Origin of the sequence: Providencia sp. PROV048 (assembly GCF_033688165.1) — a bacterium.
Lineage (GTDB): Bacteria > Pseudomonadota > Gammaproteobacteria > Enterobacterales > Enterobacteriaceae > Providencia > Providencia hangzhouensis.
Window position 1 is genome coordinate 4,014,479 of record NZ_CP096360.1, and the last position, 23,515, is coordinate 4,037,993.

The 23,515-nt window shown below is 40.8% G+C and carries 21 protein-coding genes; 9 read left to right on the forward strand and 12 right to left on the reverse strand.

What is annotated here, in order from left to right:
- The first annotated feature begins 448 nt into the window (after positions 1-448).
- Positions 449-1,801 carry an APC family permease gene (locus M1F26_RS17995; RefSeq protein ID WP_140171849.1) on the forward strand — a complete coding sequence of 451 codons (1,353 nt, stop codon included), beginning with the start codon at positions 449-451 and terminating at the stop codon, positions 1,799-1,801.
- 101 nt (positions 1,802-1,902) lie between these two features.
- The gene (locus M1F26_RS18000) at positions 1,903-3,621 is read left to right on the forward strand and encodes an amidohydrolase (RefSeq protein ID WP_140171850.1); all 1,719 of its coding nucleotides are present in this window, start codon (positions 1,903-1,905) and stop codon (positions 3,619-3,621) included.
- A 147-nt stretch (positions 3,622-3,768) separates the two neighbouring features.
- Here M1F26_RS18000 and M1F26_RS18005 read toward each other — a convergent pair whose 3' ends face one another.
- Positions 3,769-3,912 carry a Hok/Gef family protein gene (locus M1F26_RS18005; RefSeq protein WP_110591039.1) on the reverse strand — a complete coding sequence of 48 codons (144 nt, stop codon included), beginning with the start codon at positions 3,910-3,912 and terminating at the stop codon, positions 3,769-3,771.
- Positions 3,913-4,439: 527 nt separating this feature from the next.
- Between M1F26_RS18005 and M1F26_RS18010 the strand changes: the two genes are divergently transcribed.
- Together M1F26_RS18010 and prfH are read left to right on the forward strand one after the other, a co-directional pair.
- Positions 4,440-5,573 carry an RNA ligase RtcB family protein gene (locus M1F26_RS18010; RefSeq protein ID WP_200129153.1) on the forward strand — a complete coding sequence of 378 codons (1,134 nt, stop codon included), beginning with the start codon at positions 4,440-4,442 and terminating at the stop codon, positions 5,571-5,573.
- Entirely contained in the window at positions 5,573-6,184 is a 612-nt protein-coding gene (gene prfH, locus M1F26_RS18015) for a peptide chain release factor H (protein WP_140171852.1), read from the forward strand. The genes M1F26_RS18010 and prfH overlap by 1 nt, the downstream gene beginning before the upstream one ends.
- 82 nt (positions 6,185-6,266) lie before the next feature.
- Here prfH and M1F26_RS18020 read toward each other — a convergent pair whose 3' ends face one another.
- The 10 genes from M1F26_RS18020 to lptM all read right to left on the reverse strand — a co-directional run bounded on the left by M1F26_RS18020 (position 6,267) and on the right by lptM (position 15,485).
- The gene (locus M1F26_RS18020; RefSeq protein ID WP_140171853.1) at positions 6,267-6,542 is read right to left on the reverse strand and encodes a hypothetical protein; all 276 of its coding nucleotides are present in this window, start codon (positions 6,540-6,542) and stop codon (positions 6,267-6,269) included.
- 191 nt (positions 6,543-6,733) lie between these two features.
- Positions 6,734-7,318, reverse strand: coding sequence for a 2OG-Fe(II) oxygenase (locus M1F26_RS18025; protein ID WP_140171854.1), 585 nt, complete (start codon positions 7,316-7,318; stop codon positions 6,734-6,736).
- Between the two features lie 248 nt (positions 7,319-7,566).
- Positions 7,567-8,337: a hypothetical protein gene (locus M1F26_RS18030; protein WP_140171855.1), complete on the reverse strand. Its 771-nt coding sequence runs from the start codon at positions 8,335-8,337 to the stop codon at positions 7,567-7,569.
- Between the two features lie 551 nt (positions 8,338-8,888).
- Positions 8,889-9,653: a hypothetical protein gene (locus M1F26_RS18035; protein ID WP_140171856.1), complete on the reverse strand. Its 765-nt coding sequence runs from the start codon at positions 9,651-9,653 to the stop codon at positions 8,889-8,891.
- A 194-nt stretch (positions 9,654-9,847) separates the two neighbouring features.
- Positions 9,848-12,010 carry a DNA helicase II gene (gene uvrD / locus M1F26_RS18040; protein WP_140171857.1) on the reverse strand — a complete coding sequence of 721 codons (2,163 nt, stop codon included), beginning with the start codon at positions 12,008-12,010 and terminating at the stop codon, positions 9,848-9,850.
- A gap of 87 nt (positions 12,011-12,097) precedes the next feature.
- Entirely contained in the window at positions 12,098-12,814 is a 717-nt protein-coding gene (yigB, locus tag M1F26_RS18045; protein ID WP_004906059.1) for a 5-amino-6-(5-phospho-D-ribitylamino)uracil phosphatase YigB, read from the reverse strand.
- The gene (xerC, locus tag M1F26_RS18050) at positions 12,814-13,743 is read right to left on the reverse strand and encodes a tyrosine recombinase XerC (RefSeq protein ID WP_140171858.1); all 930 of its coding nucleotides are present in this window, start codon (positions 13,741-13,743) and stop codon (positions 12,814-12,816) included. The genes yigB and xerC overlap by 1 nt, the downstream gene beginning before the upstream one ends.
- Complete coding sequence (locus tag M1F26_RS18055) at positions 13,725-14,429, reverse strand: DUF484 family protein (protein WP_140171859.1); 705 nt, start codon at positions 14,427-14,429, stop codon at positions 13,725-13,727. Before M1F26_RS18055 ends, xerC begins: the two co-directional genes overlap by 19 nt.
- A gap of 24 nt (positions 14,430-14,453) precedes the next feature.
- On the reverse strand, positions 14,454-15,278 hold the full coding sequence (gene dapF / locus M1F26_RS18060; protein ID WP_140171860.1) for a diaminopimelate epimerase: 825 nt from the start codon (positions 15,276-15,278) through the stop codon (positions 14,454-14,456).
- 21 nt (positions 15,279-15,299) lie between these two features.
- Positions 15,300-15,485, reverse strand: coding sequence for an LPS translocon maturation chaperone LptM (lptM, locus tag M1F26_RS18065; protein ID WP_004906065.1), 186 nt, complete (start codon positions 15,483-15,485; stop codon positions 15,300-15,302).
- A 235-nt stretch (positions 15,486-15,720) separates the two neighbouring features.
- Between lptM and cyaY the strand changes: the two genes are divergently transcribed.
- Positions 15,721-16,038 carry an iron donor protein CyaY gene (cyaY, locus tag M1F26_RS18070; RefSeq protein ID WP_125894317.1) on the forward strand — a complete coding sequence of 106 codons (318 nt, stop codon included), beginning with the start codon at positions 15,721-15,723 and terminating at the stop codon, positions 16,036-16,038.
- A gap of 46 nt (positions 16,039-16,084) precedes the next feature.
- Here cyaY and M1F26_RS18075 read toward each other — a convergent pair whose 3' ends face one another.
- Positions 16,085-18,658 carry a class I adenylate cyclase gene (locus tag M1F26_RS18075; protein ID WP_140171861.1) on the reverse strand — a complete coding sequence of 858 codons (2,574 nt, stop codon included), beginning with the start codon at positions 18,656-18,658 and terminating at the stop codon, positions 16,085-16,087.
- Positions 18,659-19,250: 592 nt separating this feature from the next.
- Here M1F26_RS18075 and hemC point away from each other — a divergent pair.
- From hemC to hemY, 4 genes are read left to right on the forward strand one after another with little or no spacing between them, the layout of a single operon-like run.
- Positions 19,251-20,195, forward strand: coding sequence for a hydroxymethylbilane synthase (gene hemC / locus M1F26_RS18080; protein WP_140171862.1), 945 nt, complete (start codon positions 19,251-19,253; stop codon positions 20,193-20,195).
- Positions 20,192-20,947: a uroporphyrinogen-III synthase gene (locus tag M1F26_RS18085; RefSeq protein WP_140171863.1), complete on the forward strand. Its 756-nt coding sequence runs from the start codon at positions 20,192-20,194 to the stop codon at positions 20,945-20,947. Before hemC ends, M1F26_RS18085 begins: the two co-directional genes overlap by 4 nt.
- 3 nt (positions 20,948-20,950) lie before the next feature.
- Positions 20,951-22,219 (forward strand): uroporphyrinogen-III C-methyltransferase, encoded by a 1,269-nt coding sequence (gene hemX, locus M1F26_RS18090; protein ID WP_140171864.1) that lies wholly within the window; start codon positions 20,951-20,953, stop codon positions 22,217-22,219.
- A gap of 2 nt (positions 22,220-22,221) precedes the next feature.
- A complete protein-coding gene (gene hemY, locus M1F26_RS18095; RefSeq protein WP_140171865.1) occupies positions 22,222-23,415 on the forward strand; it encodes a protoheme IX biogenesis protein HemY in 1,194 nt (397 codons plus the stop codon).
- The last annotated feature ends 100 nt before the right edge of the window (positions 23,416-23,515 follow it).

Below are 23,515 nucleotides of genomic sequence, written 5' to 3' on the forward strand. Positions count from 1 at the left end.
TAAATAATTCGAAAACACAACTAGGCGGCGAGCGAGAGAGTCGCTAGGAGCATACAAAAGTATGTGACTAGTGCGAGCGAGCAAAGCCAACGACGTTGTGATTCGAAGTATGACGAGTACGGCTCTAAATAATTCGAAAATACAACTAGGCGGCAAGCAAGGGAGTCGCTAGGAGCATACAAAAGTATGTGACTAGTGCGAGCGAGCAAAGCCAACGACGTTGTGATTCGAAGTATGACGAGTACGACTCTAAATAATTCGAAAACACAACTAGGCGGCAAGAAAGAGAGTCGCTAGGAGCATACAAAAGTATGTGACTAGTGCGAACGAGTGAAGCCAACAACGTTGTGATTCGAAGTATGACGAGTACGGCTGCATTTTAGGTTCACTCGGCCTGAACATTCAGACAGAGTTGACGTTGTTAAAGGCTTTTGGGAAGGGCTTAAAAATGCAACAGAATACCGTTCAAATGAAACGCGTACTGACCACTCCTGCGTTAGTTTTTTTCGGGCTGGCTTATATGGTGCCACTCGGAATTTTCACCACCTATGGACAAGTAACTGTATTGAGTGAGGGCCATCTGCCTATCGCTTATTTAATTACATTAGCTGCCGTCTTTTTTACCGCCATGAGCTATTGCCGCATGACAAGCGCACTTCCTCTTTCAGGATCTGCTTATTCATACGTGCAAAAAACCTTTGGCGGCACACTCGGGTTTTTAGTGGGTTGGGCACAATTGCTCGACTATCTCTTTCTGCCAATTATTAACTACATTGCAATTGGGATCTTTGTTCATGAAGCGTTCCCCGATATCCCAATGTATGTGATTATTTGCAGTACCATCACAATTGTTAGCATTATGAATATTTTGGGAATTAAATTAGTTTCCTCAATGAATATGCTAATCATTTTAATGCAATTTGTATTTATCGCAGTGTTCCTATACTTGAGTTTTAAAACTTCATTTGTATTGGATACTGATGCTTTATTAGCACCTATTACGGTAATGTCAGAACAAGTATCAGGGTTATTTGCTGGTGCAGCGGTACTCTGCTTAGCCTTCCTTGGCTTTGATGCGATCTCCACCATGGCAGAAGAAACCAAAGATGCACGTAGTGCGTTACCAAAAGCGATTCTATACACCGTGTTTATCGCAGGTACCCTGTTTGTCGTCATCTCCTATGGTGCGCATCTGGTTTACCCAATGTGGCAGGATTTTATTCCTAATACCGATATTGCTAGCCTTGCGGTAATGAAACAAGTGGGTGGTGCGATGATGGCATCTAGCTTTATCACCGCTTATGTTATTGGTGTATTTGCCTCAGCAATGACCTCACAAGCCAGTATTGTGCGTATTTTCTATGCGATGGGCCGTGAAGGTGTGTTACCACGTTCGCTGTTTGCTTATCTGCATCCAAGACTCAATACACCGGTTTACTCAATTATCTTTGTTGCGTTAGCATCACTGCTTTCATTAGTGCTTTCACTCAGCATGGTCGCCTCAATGATTAGTTTTGGTGCCTTAATTGCATTCACTTTTGTGAATTTATCGGTCATTAAACATTTTTACATTGACCGTAAAGCACCGCTGGATAATACAAAAATTATCACTTGCCTGATTATGCCTTCTATTGGTGTTATCCTAACATTATGGTTATGGACAAGCCTTGATAGCGAAGCCTTTAAAGTGGGTTTATGGTGGCTAGCCGCAGGGGCAATTTACTTAGCACTGCTGACCCATGGTTTTACTCGTCGTCCACCTGCAATCTCTGACGATGAAACTGAAATGATTATTAACTAAGCATTTCAAGTCTTATAAATGATTACGGGGGAGCACTTGCCTTCCCCGTTGTTTTTTTAGCTCTGGTGCCACCAAAGCACCACTGATACAGACGGTTTACAATGAATAATCAATTAGCTGACGTTATTTATTTTAACGGTTATATATATACTGCGGATGATAAAAATCGCGTTGTCGATGCGGTTGCTGTTCGTGATGGTTACATTCTTGCCACAGGCACTTCTGATGAACTTCATCAGTATGTTGGCCCTGAAACAGAGAGTATCGATCTCGAAGGCAAAATGATGATGCCTGGTATCATTGATGGTCATATGCACCCTTTTTGGGGCGGTATTCAACTCTTCGGTTGTCATTTAAATTATGAATCGTTAACTATCGAGCAAATTTTAGAGCGTGTACAAGATCACCTCGATAAAGATCCTCGTACCGGGGAAAATGATTGGCTCAAAGTCACTGCATGGCTACGTCAAGGAATGATCCCGGCGGGTGTTGATATGTATCGTGAAGATATGGACAAGCTCAATACAAAACGCCCTGTCGTATTATTTTCAAATGACTGCCATACATTGCTAGCCAATAGCCGTGCTCTCGAACTATTTGGTATCACTAAAAACACGCCTGAGCCACCTGATGGTAAAATTGGCAAATACGAGAACGGTGAGTTGAATGGCATCCTTGAAGATGCACCCGCTATGCGTGCTGCCGATAGCATTCCTTCAATTCGTGACGACCAAGCAATTGAAGTTGCTGAATTAGTACAGAAAGTACTTAACCAGCAAGGTGTGACTATGGTGATGGACGCCCGCGTTTCAGAACAACAGCTTGAAGCCTTTTCTCAATTACAGCAACGTGGTGACCTTACGATCCGTTTCCAAGCTGCTCGTGAAATCACCCCCGATGAAACACCAGATGTTGCTTCAGTAGCGGCAGCCGTGGATAAAGCCGTTGCATTTGCCAAAAAATGGCACCAAGCTGATTGGACACCAACCCCAGGTATTGGCTTGAATAATATTAAAATGTTTGTTGATGGTGTCATGCAATTTCCAACAATGACAGCGTCGTTATTGCAGCCATACCGCATTAATCAAGGCACAGATGACACGCCTAATTGGGTAGAAACGGATAACTATGGTGATCTGTATTTCACAGCTGAAATTCTTGATGAATTAATGGAAAAAATTGCCGCAGCAGGCTATGACCCTCACTTGCATACTGTTGGTGAAGGTGCCGTTTCCATCGTATTAGATGCGATTGAAAAAATGCGAGCAGCGCACCCAGAAAAAGATATTCGCCCAGGACTCGCTCACAATGAACTAGTCCATGCGGATGATTACGCCCGTTTTGCGCGCTTAAAAACCATCGCTTGTTTATCTTTCCAGTGGGCAGCCCCAACTCCAGAGCTAGCGGCTTTTGAGAAAAAAATGCTCGGTGATGAACGTTTTGAGCAACTTGAACCCATCGCTAAATTTGTCGATGCTGGCGCGGTTGTTGCATTTGGTAGTGACTGGCCAATCGATGATTTCGATGAGTGGTATGATTTAAAAGTCGCAGCGACACGCCGTGGCCACGATATTAATGGCCAAAAAGCACCGAGACTCGATAATGACCGAGATTTGACGGTAATTGAAGTTTTGCGCTCTGCAACCATTGACTCTGCTTATGCACAGCACCGTGAAGATGTACTCGGCTCATTAGAGGCTGGAAAATTTGCTGATATGATCGTGCTAGATCGCAATGTATTTGAGATCCCTGCTGATGATATTGAAAATGTAAAAGTATTACGTACAATTATTGGTGGAAAAACTGTACATATTGCTTAATTATTTATTTAGATAACTAAATAAATAAACACCCCAAAGATTCAATAATATCTTGGGGTGTTTTTAATTGGGCACTTAATTCCAAACCTGAATACTCACAATTAAATCGGGAAATTACGAGGGAATAAACTCCCTCGTAAAGCAACATTATTCTTCGTAAGAAAACGTTGTTTGAACAACTGTATTTCCATGACTAATGACAATTAGGCAAAGCCTATCCCGCATTAATAGTGAAATACCGAACACGGTAATACACGCCGAAACAAACGCAATCACTGCGAACTTGCTCATTTCCCTTGACCTCTTAATAGTTAAGAGGCACAATCCTAATTGTTCGGTTAGGTTTGGGCCTCGTTGGTTAATAATAACTAACGGGGCTTTTCCATTTCTAATCCAAACATTTTATCCAATATAATAAGCTTGAACCAGAAAGGCTCAAGCACCCGCCCAAATGATAGCAAACTTTTATATTTCACTCACGCTCAATTCCATTGGAATAAATAAAAATATAAATTTAATTATCTAATTATTAGTTCGTATAATATTAATTAATTTACATATTGATTTTATATATTGGTTTAAGAAAAAGGCTAAAAATCGGCTATCTTTAAAATAGCCCTTGCAAAAGAAAAAAGTTACCGTTAGTATCCGTAGCGTTTTATATTCATCTACTAACCGCAAGGAGGTTTACCATGACAACAATTAATCAAACTCTTTGCGGGCACACTCAGAAATAGCCACTCTCGTTAGTTAATCTATTTTCTTAATTTTGCCTGCTAATTCACCTTATTTTTCAATTAAAAATGAGTTAATAGCTTATGGGCAATACCTTACATACTGTGGATCAGCAAGTCAGCTATATCGCCACAGAATCAACATGGATTGAAAGTAAAGCAATCCAACAGTTACAAACAACCGCAAACTTACCTAATATGGTCTCTGTTGTTGGCATGCCTGACCTACATTCAGGCCGTGGATACCCAATTGGTGCGGCATTTTTCTCAACCAAGCGCTTTTATCCTGCGCTAGTTGGTAATGACATCGGTTGTGGAATGGCGCTGTTCCAAACTGATATTAAAAAATCGAAAGTTAACCTCGATAAACTCGAAAAACAACTTTCTGAAATGTCAGATCATGCGCCTTTGTCATGGCTTGAAGAGCATGTTCCAAATAACATGCAATCACATGACTTTATGTCATCATTAAGTTCTATTGGTGGCGGAAATCATTTTGCTGAATTTCAGAGCGTTGATGAAATATTAAATCCAGAATTGTTCAGCATATGTGGATTAAATAAACAACAATTACTGTTATTAGTGCATAGTGGCTCTCGTGGCTTAGGCCAATCAATCCTTCGCCAACATGTAGAAAAATATAGTCATGATGGACTTATAGACAATACTCAAGATGCAAAAGATTATCTGGAAGCTCATCAGAATGCATTGGATTTTGCCCAACTAAATCGGCAAATGATCGGTTTACGTATGCTGCAACAAGTAAAATCAAAGGGAAAACTCGTACTCGATCTTAATCATAACCTAGTTGAATACTGTAAAATCAATGGTATTGAAGGGTGGATACATCGAAAAGGAGCGACACCATCAGATCGCGGGCTAGTCGTTATCCCTGGTTCTCGAGGTGATTACAGTTATCTCGTTTCTCCACAACCAAGTCAAGTTTGTCTGAATTCTCTTGCTCATGGAGCTGGACGGAGGTGGATGCGGGCTGAGTGTAAAGGGCGTTTATCACATAAATATACACCGACTCAATTATCAAGGACGGTATTAGGTAGCCGTGTTATCTGCGCAAACAAACAATTGATTTACGAAGAAGCCCCTCAATCTTATAAATCTATTGATACTGTAATTGAAAGCATGGTGAATATTGGCATCATCCAAGTTGTTGCACGCCTTAAACCTGTTATAACCTATAAAACCAGTAGAGATTGCTAATGATATTATTACAGTTTTCCTCTGCGCAGGGGCCTGAAGAATGTTGCATAGCGGTGGAAAAAGCACTTGCTTGTTTTTTCCAAGAGGCTAAAAAGCTTTCAGTCATTGCCGATACACTTGAGTTTTTTCCATCACGCTACGGACTGAAATCTGCCTTAATTTCATTGGAAGGTGAGAATGCAGAAATACTATCCCAAAAATGGACTGGCACTATTCAATGGCAGTGCCAAAGCCAAATTAGGCCACGACATAAACGTAAAAATTGGTTTTTGAGTGTCACCCGTTTCTCTCCCATTAAACCAATTGAAGAGAGTGAAATTGAGTTTGAATTTACTAAAGCACAGGGGGCTGGAGGGCAGCACGTTAATAAAACCTCGTCTGCGGTTAGAGCAAAACATGTCGCTACGGGTATCACTGTCAAAGTGCAATCTGAACGCAGCCAGCACGCTAATAAAAAGCTTGCGAAACAGTTAATTCAATGGAAATTGAATGAACATCAATCGCAGCAACTTAATGAACTGGATCAACAACGTCATCATTCCCATTATCAAATTGAAAGAGGAAACGCTGTAATTACTTTTTCAGGAAATGAATTTAAACGTTTAAAATAAAACAATGCCACCTCAGATAAGAGGTGGTATATAATTTAAGATATCTACCTTACTGTTTTGTGCTTTACTACCCAGACAATATTTAATTCACTAAATAACACATTGAATTATTAAATTGAAATTCAGCAACATAATAATTTGGTTCAATGATAAAACTATATTCTTTTTGTGAAGAAAAACAATTTGTTGTTTGTATTAGTGACGAATAATCAACATCATAATTAATAGGTACAATATCACCCTTATTTTTATTCATTAAGCTATTAAATGCTGTTTCTAATTGTTTTTCATATTCCATGATACTCATTCCTTGTTGAATCTGCTTATCACCATAACCAAATTTATCAACGCTGTTCATCTACAAGCTCCTTTTATATGTACATTGAAAAATCACAAGTAAAATGGCTGATATAACCGATTAAAACAAGTTAAATTGAATAGAGTTAATCTTAAATTTTAAAGAAAATAATCTAATATTAATTAGATATTATAAATATGGAAGAATCTCTATCAGCCACCTCAATAAGAGGTGGTAATAGCCTGAACGGATTAGAGTAATTTTTCTGTTAAAAACCAGCCTGCGATACTTTCTCGTTTTTGCTGAGTCGGTAGCACTTCATGTGGAAATTCTTCAGACATGAAAAAAATCATGCGGCCAGCCCGGGGTTCTAATTCAAACAGTTGATTGTTTTCTTTATCGTAAACAACAAGTTCACCGCCATCTCCTGTTTGCCATGTTTCATTCATATATAAAACAGTAGTCACCTTACGACGCCCTTGTCCTCTTGGGTTATCAAGATGCTTTTTATAAAACCCACCATTAGGATAACGGCAGAAATGCGTTTCAAAATCACGCAGACCAAGATAAAGCTGGCAGTTAAGCTCTTGCCTAACCTGCTCCATTTTATCGAGATAATTAACGATAGGCTCCCCCATTTCAGGTTCTAGCCAAACAGTTTGATCCGCACGAATACTTTTATTTCCTTGTAAGGTATCACCGCGCCCAATACGTGCATCCTGTAGAGTATCTGGGATGCTATTTTTGATGGTTTGTATATGTTGCAGGCTCATGAAATCGTCCCACACATACCAACCTTGTGAGGAAAGTGAATCAATAAGTTTATCCATTGACATGATGAGTCTTAGAAAAATTAATTAGGTAACATTTTATACCCCATGAATGTGAAAATTTAAAATTAAAAACTCAAATCTTATTGATTAAATCATTGATTCAAAATTTTTAACTGGAAAAATCTTTGTTTTCATGCGGGGAATATATCAATTAGCAACTACGGCCAAAGCATTAACAAGGTACCCATAAAGATAAGTACCTTATACTAGTATGTTTCTTAAGCAGGCTTATAACATTAACCCTGTTATACTCACATCCTGTGCACATAATCAAAAGAAAATGTTAGATTAGGTGCATTACGTTCAATATCTACTAACATGTCCATACCATAGTTTGCTTCTTGAGGCTGTTTGAAAGCGACAATGTGGTCACTTATTACCTGAAGCATCTTGCGAGCTTCCATTATCGGTAATTCATTCTTAATCGTTTCATCTCTTGTTTGCCTATAATCACTAATTATTTCTTGTTGTAACTGCTCAATTTCAGCGAATGCTTTATTAATATGTTTGGACTGATTATTTAATTGAACAATATTTTTTACCGCATCAGCTTCTAATGGCACTATAAATTTGTGCGAGATTTTCGCTTGTAATATTTTATTGGTAAGATCATCACTAACAACACGGTCGTTTTTTACTTTTATCCAATTATTAATTGGAGAACTATATAAATGTATATTATTCATATCTAAGGTATTAAACGTTGTGTCATCACGAGAAAAACAAGCCTGGTCATTCATGATGGTTTTCTTCGTTGTTGCAATTAGCTCATTCATTTTTAGAAAGTTTTCTTTATGTAAAGAAACTTTACGTTTTACGAGGCTATTCTTACGATATAAACCCATTGTAACTTTATCTGATATACCAGATCGGCTATCCCAATACTGATTACCTATCTCAGTGAAGTTACGACCTATCACCTTTTCCAAATTAGTCATACGCTTTAATCTATTTTCGATTGACTGCATCAACTGCTCTATTCGTTGGTACTTAGCATTATTCAAATCAAAATTAATATTCATCTCTCACCTCTTAATAAATAATAAATCGCCAATTAAACTTTACAACCAAAACTCTACCTTATTTATAAAGTCATAACTAATTTATTATTAATATAATAGAAAGAAGAGATGATATTAAGCAAATATCACGACTCATCCTTGATAAATTTAATAAGCATATTGATTATAATCATATAAATACCACCAATGACCGTATTGATATATATAAGATGCCTTGTATATGTTACAAAATCAGAAAGTCATCCTACACATACCAACCTTGTGAGGAAAGTGAATCAATGAGTTTATTGATAGACATGATAAATATAAGAATGGTTATTAGGTAAGATTTTATACTTTATTGTCGGGAAAAATTAAAATAAAAAACGTGAATCTTGATGATTCAACAACTATATCGATGATTAATCCTAAAAGTAGGTATTTCTAAATGCAGGCTCTCGAGCGCCATCTATTATATTGATGCTCAACAAGTTTCCTCCTCGAGAGGATATTAATTAAGGGGACTAACGGTAACCAGTTAGCCCCCTCAACCAATTAGCAAAATGATATCTTTAGTGTGTTACTCCACACATTGCTGTTCTTCCGACGCAACCTTTAATTTGAATGATGGGTTTTTGATCCAATATAGGGGCATCAATACTTGATGAAGCATTACTCTCATAAGCTGGCTTGAACCCTACAATTTGTTCAGCAAGTGTATCTGGCTGTTGACGTTGAGTAAGTGATGATTTCGGTGTTTTCATGCCCTTTAAAAAATCTAATTCAATATTTAAGCGCTCTCGATTCATTTCTTTCATTAACATTTCAACTTCATAAATCTCTTTAGCTAACTCATTACTTTTTATATTAAAACTAGAAATAGGTGTAAAAATCTTGCCCCGTAACCCACCATGATTAACAAAATCTATTTTCTTGAAATTATTTTCAGGTCTATTCCAACTTTCATTATTTTGCAAATCTTGATTGACTTCCTTAATATATATATCAGCTTCAAATCGACTGTATTGCCAATCTTCCTCTTTCAAATTAGTAAGTGCAGCCTCCTGATTTAATAACATATTAGAGACTTGTTTAACTTTCTCATACTGCTCAGATAGACTTTCATTTATTTTAATCTCAACCGTATTCATAGTGCTATTTATTTTATCAGCATCACGCCTTTTAGAGACTAACAAATCCTCACGAACAGAATCTATTCTCTCTATTGATTTATTAGCACTACTATCAACATCATTTAATAGCTCATTAATTCTTTTTATTTTCAACCTAACCAGATCTATATTTTGATTTATATTTGCAAAAATTTCATTTTCCATATGAATAATCTCCATTAATTAACTTAATAAAATTGAAAATAAAGGTTATCGCAAGTTAAAATAAAAAACAAACATTTTAAATATATCATTAAATTATAAAATCAAGAATACATTATTCAGTATTATATAATTTCTATTATATTTATTTGTGGATTAGTACCGCAATTCTTCGCGGTACTATATTGAATTGAGATCTACAGCATTTCTAGCCGTGCATAAGAAGCCACCAGCCACTTAATTCCTTGGCCTTGGAAAGCGATTTGTAAACGACAGTGTTCCCCACTACCTTCAAGGTTAATAATCGTGCCTTCTCCAAATTTAGGATGAACTACACGCTGCCCTAATGCATAACCCGAATCATTTTGGCTAATCGGGGTACCAAGGCGTTGATGGCTAACTGGTCTTGAAACCTGCGCTCGCAAACGAACTTCCTCAACACACTCGGTTGGTAGCTCACCGATAAAACGAGAAGGCCTGTGATAAACTTCTTTGCCATATAAACGACGACTTTCAGCGTAGGTGATAGTCAGTTTTTCCATTGCTCGGGTAATACCGACATAAGCAAGGCGGCGCTCCTCTTCAAGACGACCACTTTCATCCATCGACATTTGGCTTGGAAACATACCTTCTTCCATTCCCACAATGAATACAACAGGAAACTCTAGACCTTTAGCTGAATGTAAAGTCATCAATTGAACCGCATCTTGATTGACATCCGCTTGCCCATCTCCTGCTTCCAATGCTGCATGAGAAAGAAAAGCCTGCAGTGGCATTAAGTCTTGGTCTTCATCTTGATAACTAAAGTCACGAGTCGCGTTGACTAGCTCTTCCAAGTTTTCAATTCGTGCCTGTGCTTTTTCACCTTTTTCTTGTTCATACATCGCTCGAAGGCCTGAGTCATTAATCACTCGATCAGCCTGAACATGCAATGGCATATCTTGGGTTTCTTTAGCTAATGCATCGACTAATTCTAAGAAACGCTCAATTGCAGCGGCTGCCCGACCTCCCAACACCTGCTCGCGAAGTAAGTACTCACAACTTTCCCATAATGTTAGTTGTTGATCCCGTGCAGTTTGGCGAACAGTATCTAATGTTCTATCTCCGATGCCACGTGTTGGTGTATTGACCACCCGCTCGAAGGAAGCATCATCATTACGATTTGCTATTAATCTTAAATAAGAAAGTGCATCTTTAATCTCTTGGCGTTCAAAGAAACGTTGCCCACCATAAATACGATATGGCATAGCACCTTGGATGAGCGCCTCTTCTAATACACGAGACTGTGCATTACTCCGGTACAGCATGGCACAATCTTGTAGGGCTACACCATTTTCATGCCATTGTTTAATGCGCCCAACCACATAACGTGCTTCATCTAACTCATTAAAAGCGCAGTAGAGGGAAATGGGTTCACCATCTCCGCCTTCTGTCCATAAATTTTTCCCTAAGCGGTCACTGTTATTCGCTATCAATGCGTTCGCCGCTTTTAATATATTATTCGTCGAGCGATAATTTTGCTCGAGGCGGATAGTTTCTGCACCAGGAAAATCATTGAGAAAACGCTGGATATTTTCGACTTGAGCACCACGCCAGCCATAGATTGACTGGTCATCATCACCAACAATCATGACTTTGCCAGTTTCCCCAGCGAGTACACGGATCCATGCATATTGGATATTATTGGTATCTTGGAATTCATCGACGAGAATATTCGTAAAACGCTCACGATAATGCTGTAGTACATGGGGCTTGTTTAACCACAGTTCATGGGCTCGTAATAATAGCTCAGCAAAATCCACCAGTCCGGCTCTGTCACAGGCTTCTTGGTAAGCTTGGTATACTTTTAGCCATGTTGCTTCAACGGGATTACCGTAGGCTTCAATGTGTTGAGGCCGAAGGCCTTCATCCTTTTTACCGTTGATGTACCACATGCCCTGACGTGGCGGCCATTGTTTTTCATCTAAATTCATCGCCTTAAGTAAGCGACGAATTAAACGGTATTGGTCATCACTATCGAGAATTTGAAAATCCTGCGGTAAATTGGCATCCATATAATGTTGGCGTAATAAACGATGCGCTAAGCCATGGAATGTTCCTATCCACATACCGCCTTCACTAGTACCAATCAATTGATTGATTCTATGGCGCATTTCTGCTGCCGCTTTGTTCGTGAACGTCACTGCCATAATTGAAAATGGGGAAGCATTTTCCACAGACATCAGCCATGCAATTCGATGCACTAGTACCCGAGTTTTACCACTACCTGCCCCCGCAAGGACAAGTAAATTGGTACGCGGGGCGGCAACCGCTTCGCGCTGTTTGTCATTAAGGCCTTCAAGCAGATAAGAGACGTCCATAGTTACCATCAAAGCAAAACAGTGGTTAATACCACTGTGAGGTTATTAACAATGGCTATTGCCACTGTGTTTTTATACAGGAAATAATTATACCAATGATAAGAGAGAATCCAACCGCGAAATTTCCACATGCGGTAATAAACGCCCCTCTTTCTCTTCCATCAGTGTTTTTTGTTCTGTGTTTATCCAGCAAGCTTGCATACCGCTGTTAATTGCACCTTCAACATCAGTTAACAGGTTGTCCCCGACATGAAGAATAAATTGTGGCTCAATTTCAAGTCGCTTTGCTGCTAAACGATACATATCACAAAATGGCTTTGAGCGCCCATCAGGCCCCGCTTTCAATACAAATTGAAAATATTGGCCTAACCCACATGCTTCCGGCTCTGCGTTACCATTAGTAATCGCCACCAACGGAACTTTTTCTGCAAGTTGGCACAATGTTTCATGGGTGGATTTCGGGACATCGATTCTATTTCGCCAATATGTGAAATGCGCCATGATGTCATCCGCCCCTTTTTGTGCCGCTTCTTTCGAGTAACCATAATGGCAAAGCATCATTTTGGAAGAGAGCCAACGCCAGCGTGATATATCATGATAAATATCAGGCTCTTGTTCTTCAACAAGACGGCGAAAAGCATAAAGATCTTCATTACTAAAATGATTAAAGCGCGGATCATATTCACGAACAAAACGTAAAACTTCTTCTTCCGTTTTATCAATAACTGGGTGGTTATCGTAAAGCGTGTCATCCAAATCAAACGTGATCGCCAGAATGGGTGATAACGGACGGTAAAAATGCATTAAGGTTTCTCCCTCTTTGCTCTCGGATGAGCCACATCATAAACGTTTGCTAAGTGCTGAAAATCAAGGTGCGTATAGATTTGTGTCGTCGATAAATTTGCATGCCCAAGAAGTTCTTGCACTCCACGTAAATTCCCACTGGATTCAAGGATATGTGTCGCAAAAGAGTGGCGTAATTTATGGGGATTAATGTGGCTATTAACCCCTTGTTTTATTCCCCATTGCTCAAAACGCTTCTGTACGTTCCGATTCGAAATTCGTTTACCACTTTGGGTTGAAATGAAAACAGCGTCATCTTCTGGTTCATAGAGTTCTCGCATCTCAAGCCAACGCTGCAGCCAGCTCACTGCGGTTTTCCCCATTGGCACTCTGCGCTCTTTGCTCCCTTTTCCCATCACCCACACTTCACCCGTATTTAAATCAAGATGGCGAACGTCCAGCCCAACGAGCTCAGATAAACGTAACCCCGCACCGTACATTACTTCAAGCATTGTTCGGTCACGTACAACAAGGGGGTCGCCACTATCCATATTCAACAGTTGGGAAACTTCATCCACATCCATATTTTTAGGGAGACGCTTTTTGGATTTTGGAGCATGGATTGCTTTTGCAGGGTTTGCTGGTAGTTCCCCTTGATGTACCATCCAATCAAAAAAACTACGCAACGATGATAACCGCAACGCCATACTTGCTGCTTGCAAGCCCGATTTACGACTTTTCGCGGCAACATTACGCACAATAGTCGCATCCACCTTTTGCCATTCGTGGATATTTAATGAGGCTAACATTTCCACGATAACACTGAGTTGACGGCGATAATTAGTGATAGTGACAGGGCTTAGCCGGCGTTCAACTCGCAGATAATGCAGAAAAGCGTCAATTTGGCTCATCAGCCCTTCTGGCTGATTTTTTACAGGCGTTCTATCCATTGGCATAATAACCTCGGTAGAATTTGAGCGACTTTCTCCAACATGACCGTTCCCATACCATGTTGATAATGTTCACGATCACGGCTAGTAAAAATGACCATACCTGATTCACCATGATGACCAAACAATGAAATGGCGACTGAGCCAACATTTAACGCATCAGGCAAAAGTAGTTGGATTTCAGGGCCATTTAGCCGGCCGAGGTAGTTTCGCTTATCACCAAAGCGTTGAATCCTCACGTGTTCAAAAACACGACGCGAGATAACTAATTGATGTGCATCCAAAGGTGCAGACAAATGCCAACTGTCACTAAACAAGCGTACCTGAGCACCGGATAAACCCAGTTTTTTTGCCCAACGGTTTAGCGCTAACAGCATTTGCTGTAAACTTTCTGCTGATGACATTTCAATCACCAACACTAACAACTCATCAAAAAGCTCTACATTTTCATGAGCTTGCTCAACCATAAACCGAATATCTTGTTCGAGCTCTTTGATTTTCAACCGTTGACGGCTCATGACTAACTCAGGCAATGAAATCGCTTCCCGCACAACATGGGGGATTTTTAGCTGTTCCAACAGTTGAGCATTACGAAGAAAAAAATAGGGGTTTTCCGTTAAGTAGCGCACGACATCAAGCTCATCAATTTGATGAACCAATTCCTGTGCTTTTTTGGTTTTATCCATTTTTCCCTCTTCGGCTATTCAAAATTAGAGTTGAATGACTCCGTCATAAACATGCGTTGCAGGGCCTGTCATATAAAGTGGCGACCCAGGGCCGTCCCACGAAATATCTAATGAGCCCCCCGGCAAATCGACTTTAACCCGTTTCGCCAGTAGCCCTTGAGTAATTCCAACTGCAACAGCCGCACATGCTCCGCTACCACAAGCTTGAGTTTCCCCAGCCCCGCGTTCATAGACGCGCAAGCGAATATGGTCAGCACTGATAATTTCCATAAAGCCAATATTTGCACGTTCAGGGAAGCGCTCATGACTTTCTAATGCGGGACCTAAAACTTCGACTTCTGCCGTATGAATACTTTCAACTTGAATGACACAATGCGGGTTCCCCATTGAGACAACCCCACACAACACTGTACGTTCTTGTGCTCGAATAATATAGGTCTTTTCTTCTTTGATAGCGCGAAATGGCACTCTCTGTGGTTCAAAATCAGGCACGCCCATATTAACGCAGACATCATCATTCTCATTTATGGTTAATGCCATACGGCCGGACTGAGTACTGACCTTAATTTTCTGCTTATTCGTTAAGCCTTTTAGCCTAACAAAACGTGCAAAACAACGCGCACCATTGCCACATTGTGCAACTTCACTGCCATCCGCATTAAAAATACGATAATGAAAATCAAGGTCAGGGTCATAAGGTGCTTCAACTAATAATAGTTGATCGAACCCAACGCCTGTATGCCTGTCTGCTAATCGACAAATCAATTCAGGCGAAAAATACACATTTTGTGTAACACCATCGACAACCATGAAGTCATTGCCTAAGCCATGCATTTTAGAAAATTGCATTTCACGCTCCATAGAGGTGGCTTACTGATTATTTGTTGTTTGAGCAGGCTCTTTGGCAGTACTGTCTTGTGCAGTGGGTTGCACATCAGATGCCTTAGCCGGTGCTGCAGTTTCTTCCGGCGGAAAATACAACGGGCCTTTTAAGCCGCAACCAGAAAGGGTAAATAAAACAACTAGAGCACTAAGCCCAATTAAACTTTTTTTCATTCTTTTTCGCCCGTAATGCTTACTTTTGACATCTGATTTTTTACACAATAACAGGAGTGGCCTTGCAAATCACGCCTGTTTATTCAGCATGCTGATATTATATACTTTAGGCTAAATTTAGTCTGAAATTTTTAGTAGGTATGCTTAGATTGACCCCAATGCCGATCCCCTCCTATAATTTCAATCAATAATAATAGTTTTCATTAAATCATTGTGAGCAAACAGGAAATTAATCGTGAATGACAGCGAATTTCATCAGTTAGCCGAAGCGCTACTGAACAGCATCGAAGAGCATTTAGATAATTATGAAGGTGATGCCGATATTGATTGTGAAATCAATGGTGGCGTGATGACCCTTAGCTTTGAAGATGGCAGTAAAATTATTATCAACAAACAAGAGGCATTCCACCAAATGTGGTTAGCAACGAAGCAAGGTGGATACCATTATGATTATCAACAAGGTCATTGGGTTTGTGACCGTTCAGGACATGAGTTTAAGGCTAAACTAGCCGAGGCAATTGCTTTCCAAAGCCAAGAGCCCTTTTCATTCTAAGCCTTATGAATTTAAACGGTGGGCAGCGTTATACTACTGCCTACCATCAATAATAGTGCGCTTGTGGGTGCTGCGGTTGGCTAGAATGCATTTCATACCCAATGTCATCATCTTCTGCCGTAAATGGCCATGTCCCGCCAGAAAAGGCAACAACTTGGTTTTTACCATCTTGATTAATGATTTGGTAAAATTGCGGTAAATTGAAGTTGATAAAGTTTGCACCGTAGGTAAACCGATCATGGGAAGAAGAATAGAATTTACTCACATCACGGACAAGATCTTCTTTCGATCCTTCACAGTGGGAATAGATTTCAACCCGATTCGCTTCATCTAAAACATAAATATTAAAACTGGTATTATCTGCCGTATTTTCAAAGAAAAACTGTACAATCCCTTCACTTGCATAGCCATCAACAACTGCAGGTAAATGGTTGTCACTCTTCGCCTGAAGTTTAACGGGCCAGCCATGCAGCTTGTTATGGGAGATAGCCCCGTAGAACTCAACCGCATTCTCAAGTTTTTGTACCGATACGTTCAGACGCTCAAAGAATAACCCCCACGTCTGCCCCGCGATACGCAATGCTTTAAAACGCCCAGGGTCATTTCGGTTGCTTGACAAACGCAATTCAACACACTCAGATACCAACTGTTGTACACGAGTACGGATCAACCCACGTAAGTGCTCACTATAACAAAACACCTCAACCGCTTCAGGAGGCGATGCATCTTGATGCATTTTCCCTAAAATGGTTTTAAGTGCTTCTAACATGCACTGTTCTCCGCTGAAATGTAGCGTTCTTACCTCATTCCACGAATTACGATACAACAAATCAATACTACCAATCAGGCACTGTTGTGATTCTCCAAAACTGAAAATATCCAGTTTTCTAAAATCAACATGGACGACTTGCTCAGAATATACCTGTGTTGGATCTTTTTCTAAGTTAACAATGATTGCAAGATGGCGAATTTCACATGGACTATAAAGCGCTTTTGGCGTTGGGGCTGGTAACCTGATAGGGAAATGGCTTGAAACATCGTGCATCAGTTCAAGCAATTTTCGTTCATCACACCGGGATTTCCCATTATGCATGTAAACCTGGGTGGTTTCAGTCAGCAAACCATTAAAATAAGCCCATGCCACTAATTTATTTAAATAGCGGTTATATTCAAGAGGTTGATGGCCAATAATGGCATCAATATTTGGCGCTTGGTTATACAAATACCAGCCGCTACGGTTAGCTCGCCCCTCTGGCACATAAATAAAGGTTAAATGCGCTTCGCTCAAATCAGGTGAGATTTGTGGATTAACTAACGTCACCTTCCCCGGGAGAGCTTCGAAAGCCGCATATAATTTACGGGTTAATACTCCAATATCTTGTGGGCTTGCACTAACACTTAAATTATTTCTACGGGCAAAGCGAATGAGGTTACGATAGCTTTGCATCATCGTATCAAGTAACTCGTTATGTGCTTCACGGACACGCTCAATTTTCCATTGATTGCGTGTATCGAGTATCGACAAACGCTCTGATCCCCACCCCCATGATTCAACCAATTGAGACAACACATCACGGCGCCAACCTGCGCAAGTATTCCCCTCTTCTTCAGATAGTTTTTCGCATACTTTCAGGTAGAAACAACGGCGGATAAGGTCAAGACGGGTTAAATCATTAATTTCAGTCAGGTAACGTGTCACACGCTCTAACATTAAGCAGTATGAGTCCAAGCCATAACACACAATTTCGCCTGCATGTAAATGACGCTTAAACTCCATGGCTAATAATTTACCGTTAGGGTAATCCCATGAATAGGATTCCAGCAAAATACTCTTCAATACCGCTTTATAAGGGGAATCAACACTTTTATACAACTGCCATAGGCTTGCACCGAAATATTCCGCGGCAGAAAGCTCACTTAACCCGCCTAAATCAAGCCATTCGTTCGGTGTTAGCACTCCTTGTGCATATAACCCCATAACATATTCATCGTAATGCTGCTCTTCTTCAACCGGCACCATGGTCCACAGCAAACGTTTACCCGCCATACGTACAGCGGTTCGATAAAATTCATCTAACAATAGGATGTGTTGCGTTGAACCACAGTTTTCCCCACCAATATGCCCACTGGCATGATGGCGAAAACGATTTTCATCGATTAAAAACACAGTGACATCAATCCCTAAAGATGCTGCCCACTGTTCAATTAAGGTGCATTTTTTTTGCAAAAAACGTTTTTCTTCGTGGTCCAACCAAGACGGATGACAAACCCAAACGTCGATATCTGAACACTGGCTTTGCCCAACAGATGAAGTGCTACCCATCGAATAAATGCCTGTAATCGGTAATTCACCGTTCGCTTCAGTTTCAATCGCGGGTAAAAAACGTTCAAAAGGTGCCAACCATTTTTTTTGCTCTGCATCAGGAGAGAAAAAGCAGACACCATGAGGGACATTACCTTCAATAAAACCAGGCATCATGGGATGATGATAATGAAACAAGACAGGCAGCAAGCTATAAACCTTCGAGAAGGTTTCACTCATAGAAGCTGTTGCACGTTCTAACCGTAATTGGTTTATTGCATCCAGTCTTTGTTTTAAGGTTTCAATATAGAGATACAAAGGTTACGCCTGATTGAATGAAAGTAATACAAACCTGAGAATTTCCCAGCACCCAACAGATAGAGATAGATTTAAAATAATTTTCAAATGGATTGTCGGAAACGTGATCAATTTAACACCTTGCATCAAAAGGGTAAAGTAGATCACATAATTTTACGCGCTTATTTTTGATACAAAATGCTTTTCAACATATTGTATAAAAAGACTTTTTATTTTTTAATCTGTAAAATATCCCTTGTTTTTCAATGGAATAATTTCTTTTTACCCAGCAGTCTAGTAAAACAACAAAATAGAATGATATTAAGTACAATACGCACAGCGTCTGTGCTTACACGCTTCAACACGAATTAACAGAAAACACAGAATGTTCCACGCAAAAAATAGCACGATAAGCTAAAGAAAGGACTTAATAACGATTCTAGGTCATCTCATTTTGAATCACTTTCTTGCATCATGGTAGAAAAAGTAAATCGGCGAGAAACGATCCGAAGAGGTTTTTTTCACCTAACTGGAAAAAATATCCTTAACATGTTAAAACTAATGCCAATTGTATGGTTAATCTGCGGCATTCTTCGCCAGAGAAAACAGTAAAATGACATCAACAAATATCGTGCGTATTGCGACGCGCAAAAGCCCTTTAGCCCTATGGCAAGCGCACTTTGTCAAAGATAAATTAGAGCAGCTTCACCCAGGCTTACAGGTTGAATTAGTGCCTATGGTGACAAAAGGCGACATCATTCTTGATACCCCTCTTGCTAAGGTCGGCGGGAAAGGTTTATTCGTCAAAGAATTAGAACTTGCCTTGTTGGAAGGACGCGCAGACATTGCCGTTCACTCGATGAAAGATGTCCCTGTTGAATTCCCTAAAGGCTTAGGATTAGTCACGATTTGTGAACGTGAAGACCCGCGAGATGCCTTTGTCTCAAACCACTACGATAATCTTGATGCATTGCCAAAAGGCAGTATCGTCGGGACATCGAGTTTACGCCGTCAATGCCAATTAAGGGAACTTCGCCCTGACTTAGTCATTCGCGACTTGCGCGGCAATGTGGGAACACGCCTATCAAAATTAGATAACGGTGAATATGACGCTATTATTTTGGCCGTTGCAGGGTTAAAACGTTTGGGATTAGAAACGCGAATTAAAACCGCTCTTGCTCCTGAACAATGCTTACCTGCGGTTGGCCAAGGCGCTGTCGGCATCGAATGCCGTTTAAATGACAGTAAAACCCGCGAGTTACTTGCGAAGCTAAATAATGACGCAACCTCAACTTGTGTCCTTGCGGAACGTGCGATGAATATGCGCCTTGAAGGCGGTTGCCAAGTCCCTATTGGCAGTTATGCTATTTGGCAAGATGACAAAATATGGCTGCGTGCCTTGGTGGGAGCCCCAGACGGCAGTGTTATTATTCGTGGGGAACGGCTCGTTTCTCCAAGCGAAGCTAACCAAGCAGGGGTATCCTTGGCTGAAGAATTACTTGAGCGTGGTGCAAGGGAAATTTTGGCGGATGTCTATCAAGGAAACCCGCCTGCATGAAAGTGCTTGTCACTCGCCCTGAGCCCGCATGTTCAGAGCTGATCACGGCAATCACCGCCAAAGGGGGGGAAGCCTTCTCCTCCCCTTTAATTCGCATTGGACCCGGTGCTGAATTAAATACCCTTATACCTCAACTTGATAGCCTTACTGAAAATGATTTAGTCTTTCTTTTATCTAAAAATGCAGTCGAATATGCAAATTTAACACTTGAACAAATGGGGCGTAGCTGGTCAGATAAGTTATCTTACTACGGGATTGGCCGCTCTACAGGGCAATATTTTCAGCAAGTAACCGGAAAAGACATACGTTGGGCGGAGCAAGGCGAAACCAGTGAAATACTACTGACACACCCTGAGCTTCAATTTCTCGAAGGGAAAAACGCCCTGTTATTACGTGGAAATGGCGGGCGAGAGCTTCTCGCGTCAACATTGCGGGCTCGAGGTGCGCAAGTCAGTTATTGTGAATGTTATACAAGGTACCCGGTTGATTATGATAAAGCTCTGTTCAATCAGCAGTGGTTTCAAACCGGTATTACAGATGTTGTGATCACGAGTGGTCAAATGTTAGCCTTGTTAGAAGAATTAATCACTGAAGAATACCAAACTTGGTGGTTTTCCCGCCGCCTACTTGTCGTCAGTGAACGGATTGCAGACCAAGCCCGCAGAGGCGGATGGCAAAAGGTCTGTGTAGCTAATAGCGCAGATAATAATGCTTTATTAGAAGCATTAATTTCAATCGATATGGGATGCTAATTTATGACGGAACACGATAAAACAACCGAGACGGTTACCCCAGAAGCTGGTGCAGAACAACCGCGCCCAAAAACTAAACCTTCTTCGGAACAAAAACGTTCTGGTCTGATAGGCGGTGTAATTGCTATCGCTATTATCATCGCTATTGGCGGTGGGCTGTACTATTTCACTCAACAAAGTAATGCCACCTTAGTCAATGAAAACAATGAATTAAAACAAAAATTAAGTGATTTAATCGAACAACAAAACTCAGACAGGCAGCGGTTAGATGCATTAATTGCGGCTAATGCTGAAATAAAAAGCCATTCTCGTGAATATGAAGAGAACCTCAACCGCCGCATGCAAGAGCTGCAAGCGCACGTTACTGCGTTATCTAGCGCTGATGTTAAAAGTTGGCTACTTGCACAAGCTGACTTTATGGTCAAAATGGCGGGAAGAAAGCTGTGGAATGATCGCGACCCAGTAACCGCGGCCGTTCTGTTAAAAAGTGCAGACTCAAGTCTGGCAGAAATGAATGACCCGAGCCTACTCGACATTCGTAAATCGATTAACAGTGATATGGCTAAATTAGCCGCAATCAACCAAGTTGACCATGACGGTATTATCTTACGTTTAAACCAGCTAAGTAATGAAGTCGATAATTTACGGTTAGCGGATTTAAACAGTGGTGACGCGAAAACTGAAGATAACGCTGACGTTAGCGATGATATCTCTGATTGGAAACAAAACTTGACTCGTAGCTGGAAAAGTTTTGCAAATGACTTTGTCACAGTACGAGCTCGTGATGGCTCAGAAGCCCCTCTCCTTGCACCAAATCAAGATATTTACCTACGTGAAAACATTCGCTCTCAGCTATTAATTGCAGCGCAAGCCGTACCACGTTATCAAGAAGCCACTTACAAACAGTCATTAGAGCAGGCTTCGACTTGGGTAAGAGCCTATTTTGATACTGAGGCGCCGGAAACCAAAGCATTCCTATCAACCATTGACGACCTAATCAATCAGCCTATTGATATTGACATGCCTGATACCTTGGAAAGCCAAGAGAAGCTAGAAAAAGTCATGCAAACACGGGTTCGTAGCTTACTCTCTCAGTCGTCAGACAACACAAAAGTTAGCGATGGTGCTGTTGATGCCGCAGCAGATGCGCCTAAAGCGTCAACAGAGGCTGCGCCCGATGCTGCTGTTCCTGCCACGGATACGCAAAAAGCAGAGTCAGCTGACAATTCGCACCCTTTTGAATCAGCAGAGCCTGCTGGCAATAGGGGGTAATTATGATAAAAGTCCTGATCCTATTTATAGTACTTATTGCCGGGGTGATCTTAGGCCCATTATTAGCAGGTCACCAAGGTTATGTTTTTATTCGTACTGACAATTATGACATTACGACCAGTGTAACCAGCCTCGTTTTAGGCTTTATCTTGCTCCAATTTGTGCTGTTGTTCCTCGGTTGGTGTTATCGCCGCTTTATTAGTACAACATCGCGTACTCGAGGTTGGGTAAGTGGCCGTAAATACCACAAAGCACATACTCAAACACAAAAAGCGCTACTGAAATTAGCAGAAGGTGATTTCGAGCAAGTTGAAAAATTAATGAGCAAACATGCTGATTTTTCTCAACAACCGGTCATTAACTACCTCATGGCAGCCGAAGCTGCTCAACAGCGTGGTGATGAATATCGCACTCACCAATACTTGGATAGAGCCGCCGAAGCCGCAGGGAGTGACCAGCTTCCTGTTGATATCAGCCGTGTCCGTATCCAATTAGCGGAAGGAGAAGTCCATGCTGCTCGCAATGGTATTGATAAACTTCTCGACAAAGCCCCAAGACACCCTGAAGTATTGCGTCTTGCGGAACAAGCTTATTTACGTTCGGGCGCCTATCAGTCACTGATTGAATTACTTCCTGTTATGGCTAAAGTACAGTTACACAATGAAGATGAGCTCGATGCATTGAAATTAAAGGCTTACAAAGGGTTGATGAACCAATATATGGCTGAAGGGGGTAGTGATGGGCTAAAAGCTTGGTGGAAAGCACAACCTCGCCGAGTTCGTCATGAAACCGCATTGCAAGCTTTCTTAGCAGAACATTTAATTGAATGTGGCGATGCTGCAAGTGCAGAAAAAATGATTATTGATGGTTTAAAACAGCAATATGATGAACGCTTACTCCTGCTAGTGCCAAAACTGAATAGTGAACGCCCTGAAGTTATCGAAAAAACCCTTTTACATCTGCAAAAGCAAAACGGTGCCACCCCGTTACTCAACAGTACATTAGGTGTTTTATCGCTACAGCATGCCCAATGGGATAAAGCAGAAACCTACTTTAAGGCCGCTTTAGCACAACGTTTTGATGTTCAGGATGCATCATGGTTAGCCGATGCGTTTGACAGGCAACATAAATCTAGTGATGCGGCAAAAATTCGCCAAGATGCATTAAACCATTCATTAAAACAAGAACGAAACTAATATTCTTGCTTATCCTTTTCTAAAAACTCCACACCTTTTAGTGGAGTTTTTTTATTCATAAACTTAACTGCCACTAAGTCTAGCTTCCCCAATCAAAACG

Coding starts and splice junctions, on each gene's coding strand:
- lptM (WP_004906065.1), bottom strand. CDS start 15,485: ATGAAAAAAAGTTTAATTGGGCTTAGTGCTCTAGTTGTTTTATTTACC.
- hemX (WP_140171864.1), top strand. CDS start 20,951: ATGACGGAACACGATAAAACAACCGAGACGGTTACCCCAGAAGCTGGT.
- dapF (WP_140171860.1), bottom strand. CDS start 15,278: ATGCAATTTTCTAAAATGCATGGCTTAGGCAATGACTTCATGGTTGTC.
- M1F26_RS18020 (WP_140171853.1), bottom strand. CDS start 6,542: ATGAACAGCGTTGATAAATTTGGTTATGGTGATAAGCAGATTCAACAA.
- prfH (WP_140171852.1), top strand. CDS start 5,573: ATGATATTATTACAGTTTTCCTCTGCGCAGGGGCCTGAAGAATGTTGC.
- hemY (WP_140171865.1), top strand. CDS start 22,222: ATGATAAAAGTCCTGATCCTATTTATAGTACTTATTGCCGGGGTGATC.
- uvrD (WP_140171857.1), bottom strand. CDS start 12,010: ATGGACGTCTCTTATCTGCTTGAAGGCCTTAATGACAAACAGCGCGAA.
- M1F26_RS18055 (WP_140171859.1), bottom strand. CDS start 14,429: ATGGATAAAACCAAAAAAGCACAGGAATTGGTTCATCAAATTGATGAG.
- M1F26_RS18025 (WP_140171854.1), bottom strand. CDS start 7,318: ATGTCAATGGATAAACTTATTGATTCACTTTCCTCACAAGGTTGGTAT.
- yigB (WP_004906059.1), bottom strand. CDS start 12,814: ATGCATTTTTACCGTCCGTTATCACCCATTCTGGCGATCACGTTTGAT.
- M1F26_RS18005 (WP_110591039.1), bottom strand. CDS start 3,912: ATGAGCAAGTTCGCAGTGATTGCGTTTGTTTCGGCGTGTATTACCGTG.
- M1F26_RS18085 (WP_140171863.1), top strand. CDS start 20,192: ATGAAAGTGCTTGTCACTCGCCCTGAGCCCGCATGTTCAGAGCTGATC.
- M1F26_RS17995 (WP_140171849.1), top strand. CDS start 449: ATGCAACAGAATACCGTTCAAATGAAACGCGTACTGACCACTCCTGCG.
- hemC (WP_140171862.1), top strand. CDS start 19,251: ATGACATCAACAAATATCGTGCGTATTGCGACGCGCAAAAGCCCTTTA.
- M1F26_RS18035 (WP_140171856.1), bottom strand. CDS start 9,653: ATGGAAAATGAAATTTTTGCAAATATAAATCAAAATATAGATCTGGTT.
- xerC (WP_140171858.1), bottom strand. CDS start 13,743: ATGGATAGAACGCCTGTAAAAAATCAGCCAGAAGGGCTGATGAGCCAA.
- M1F26_RS18000 (WP_140171850.1), top strand. CDS start 1,903: ATGAATAATCAATTAGCTGACGTTATTTATTTTAACGGTTATATATAT.
- M1F26_RS18030 (WP_140171855.1), bottom strand. CDS start 8,337: ATGAATATTAATTTTGATTTGAATAATGCTAAGTACCAACGAATAGAG.
- M1F26_RS18010 (WP_200129153.1), top strand. CDS start 4,440: ATGGGCAATACCTTACATACTGTGGATCAGCAAGTCAGCTATATCGCC.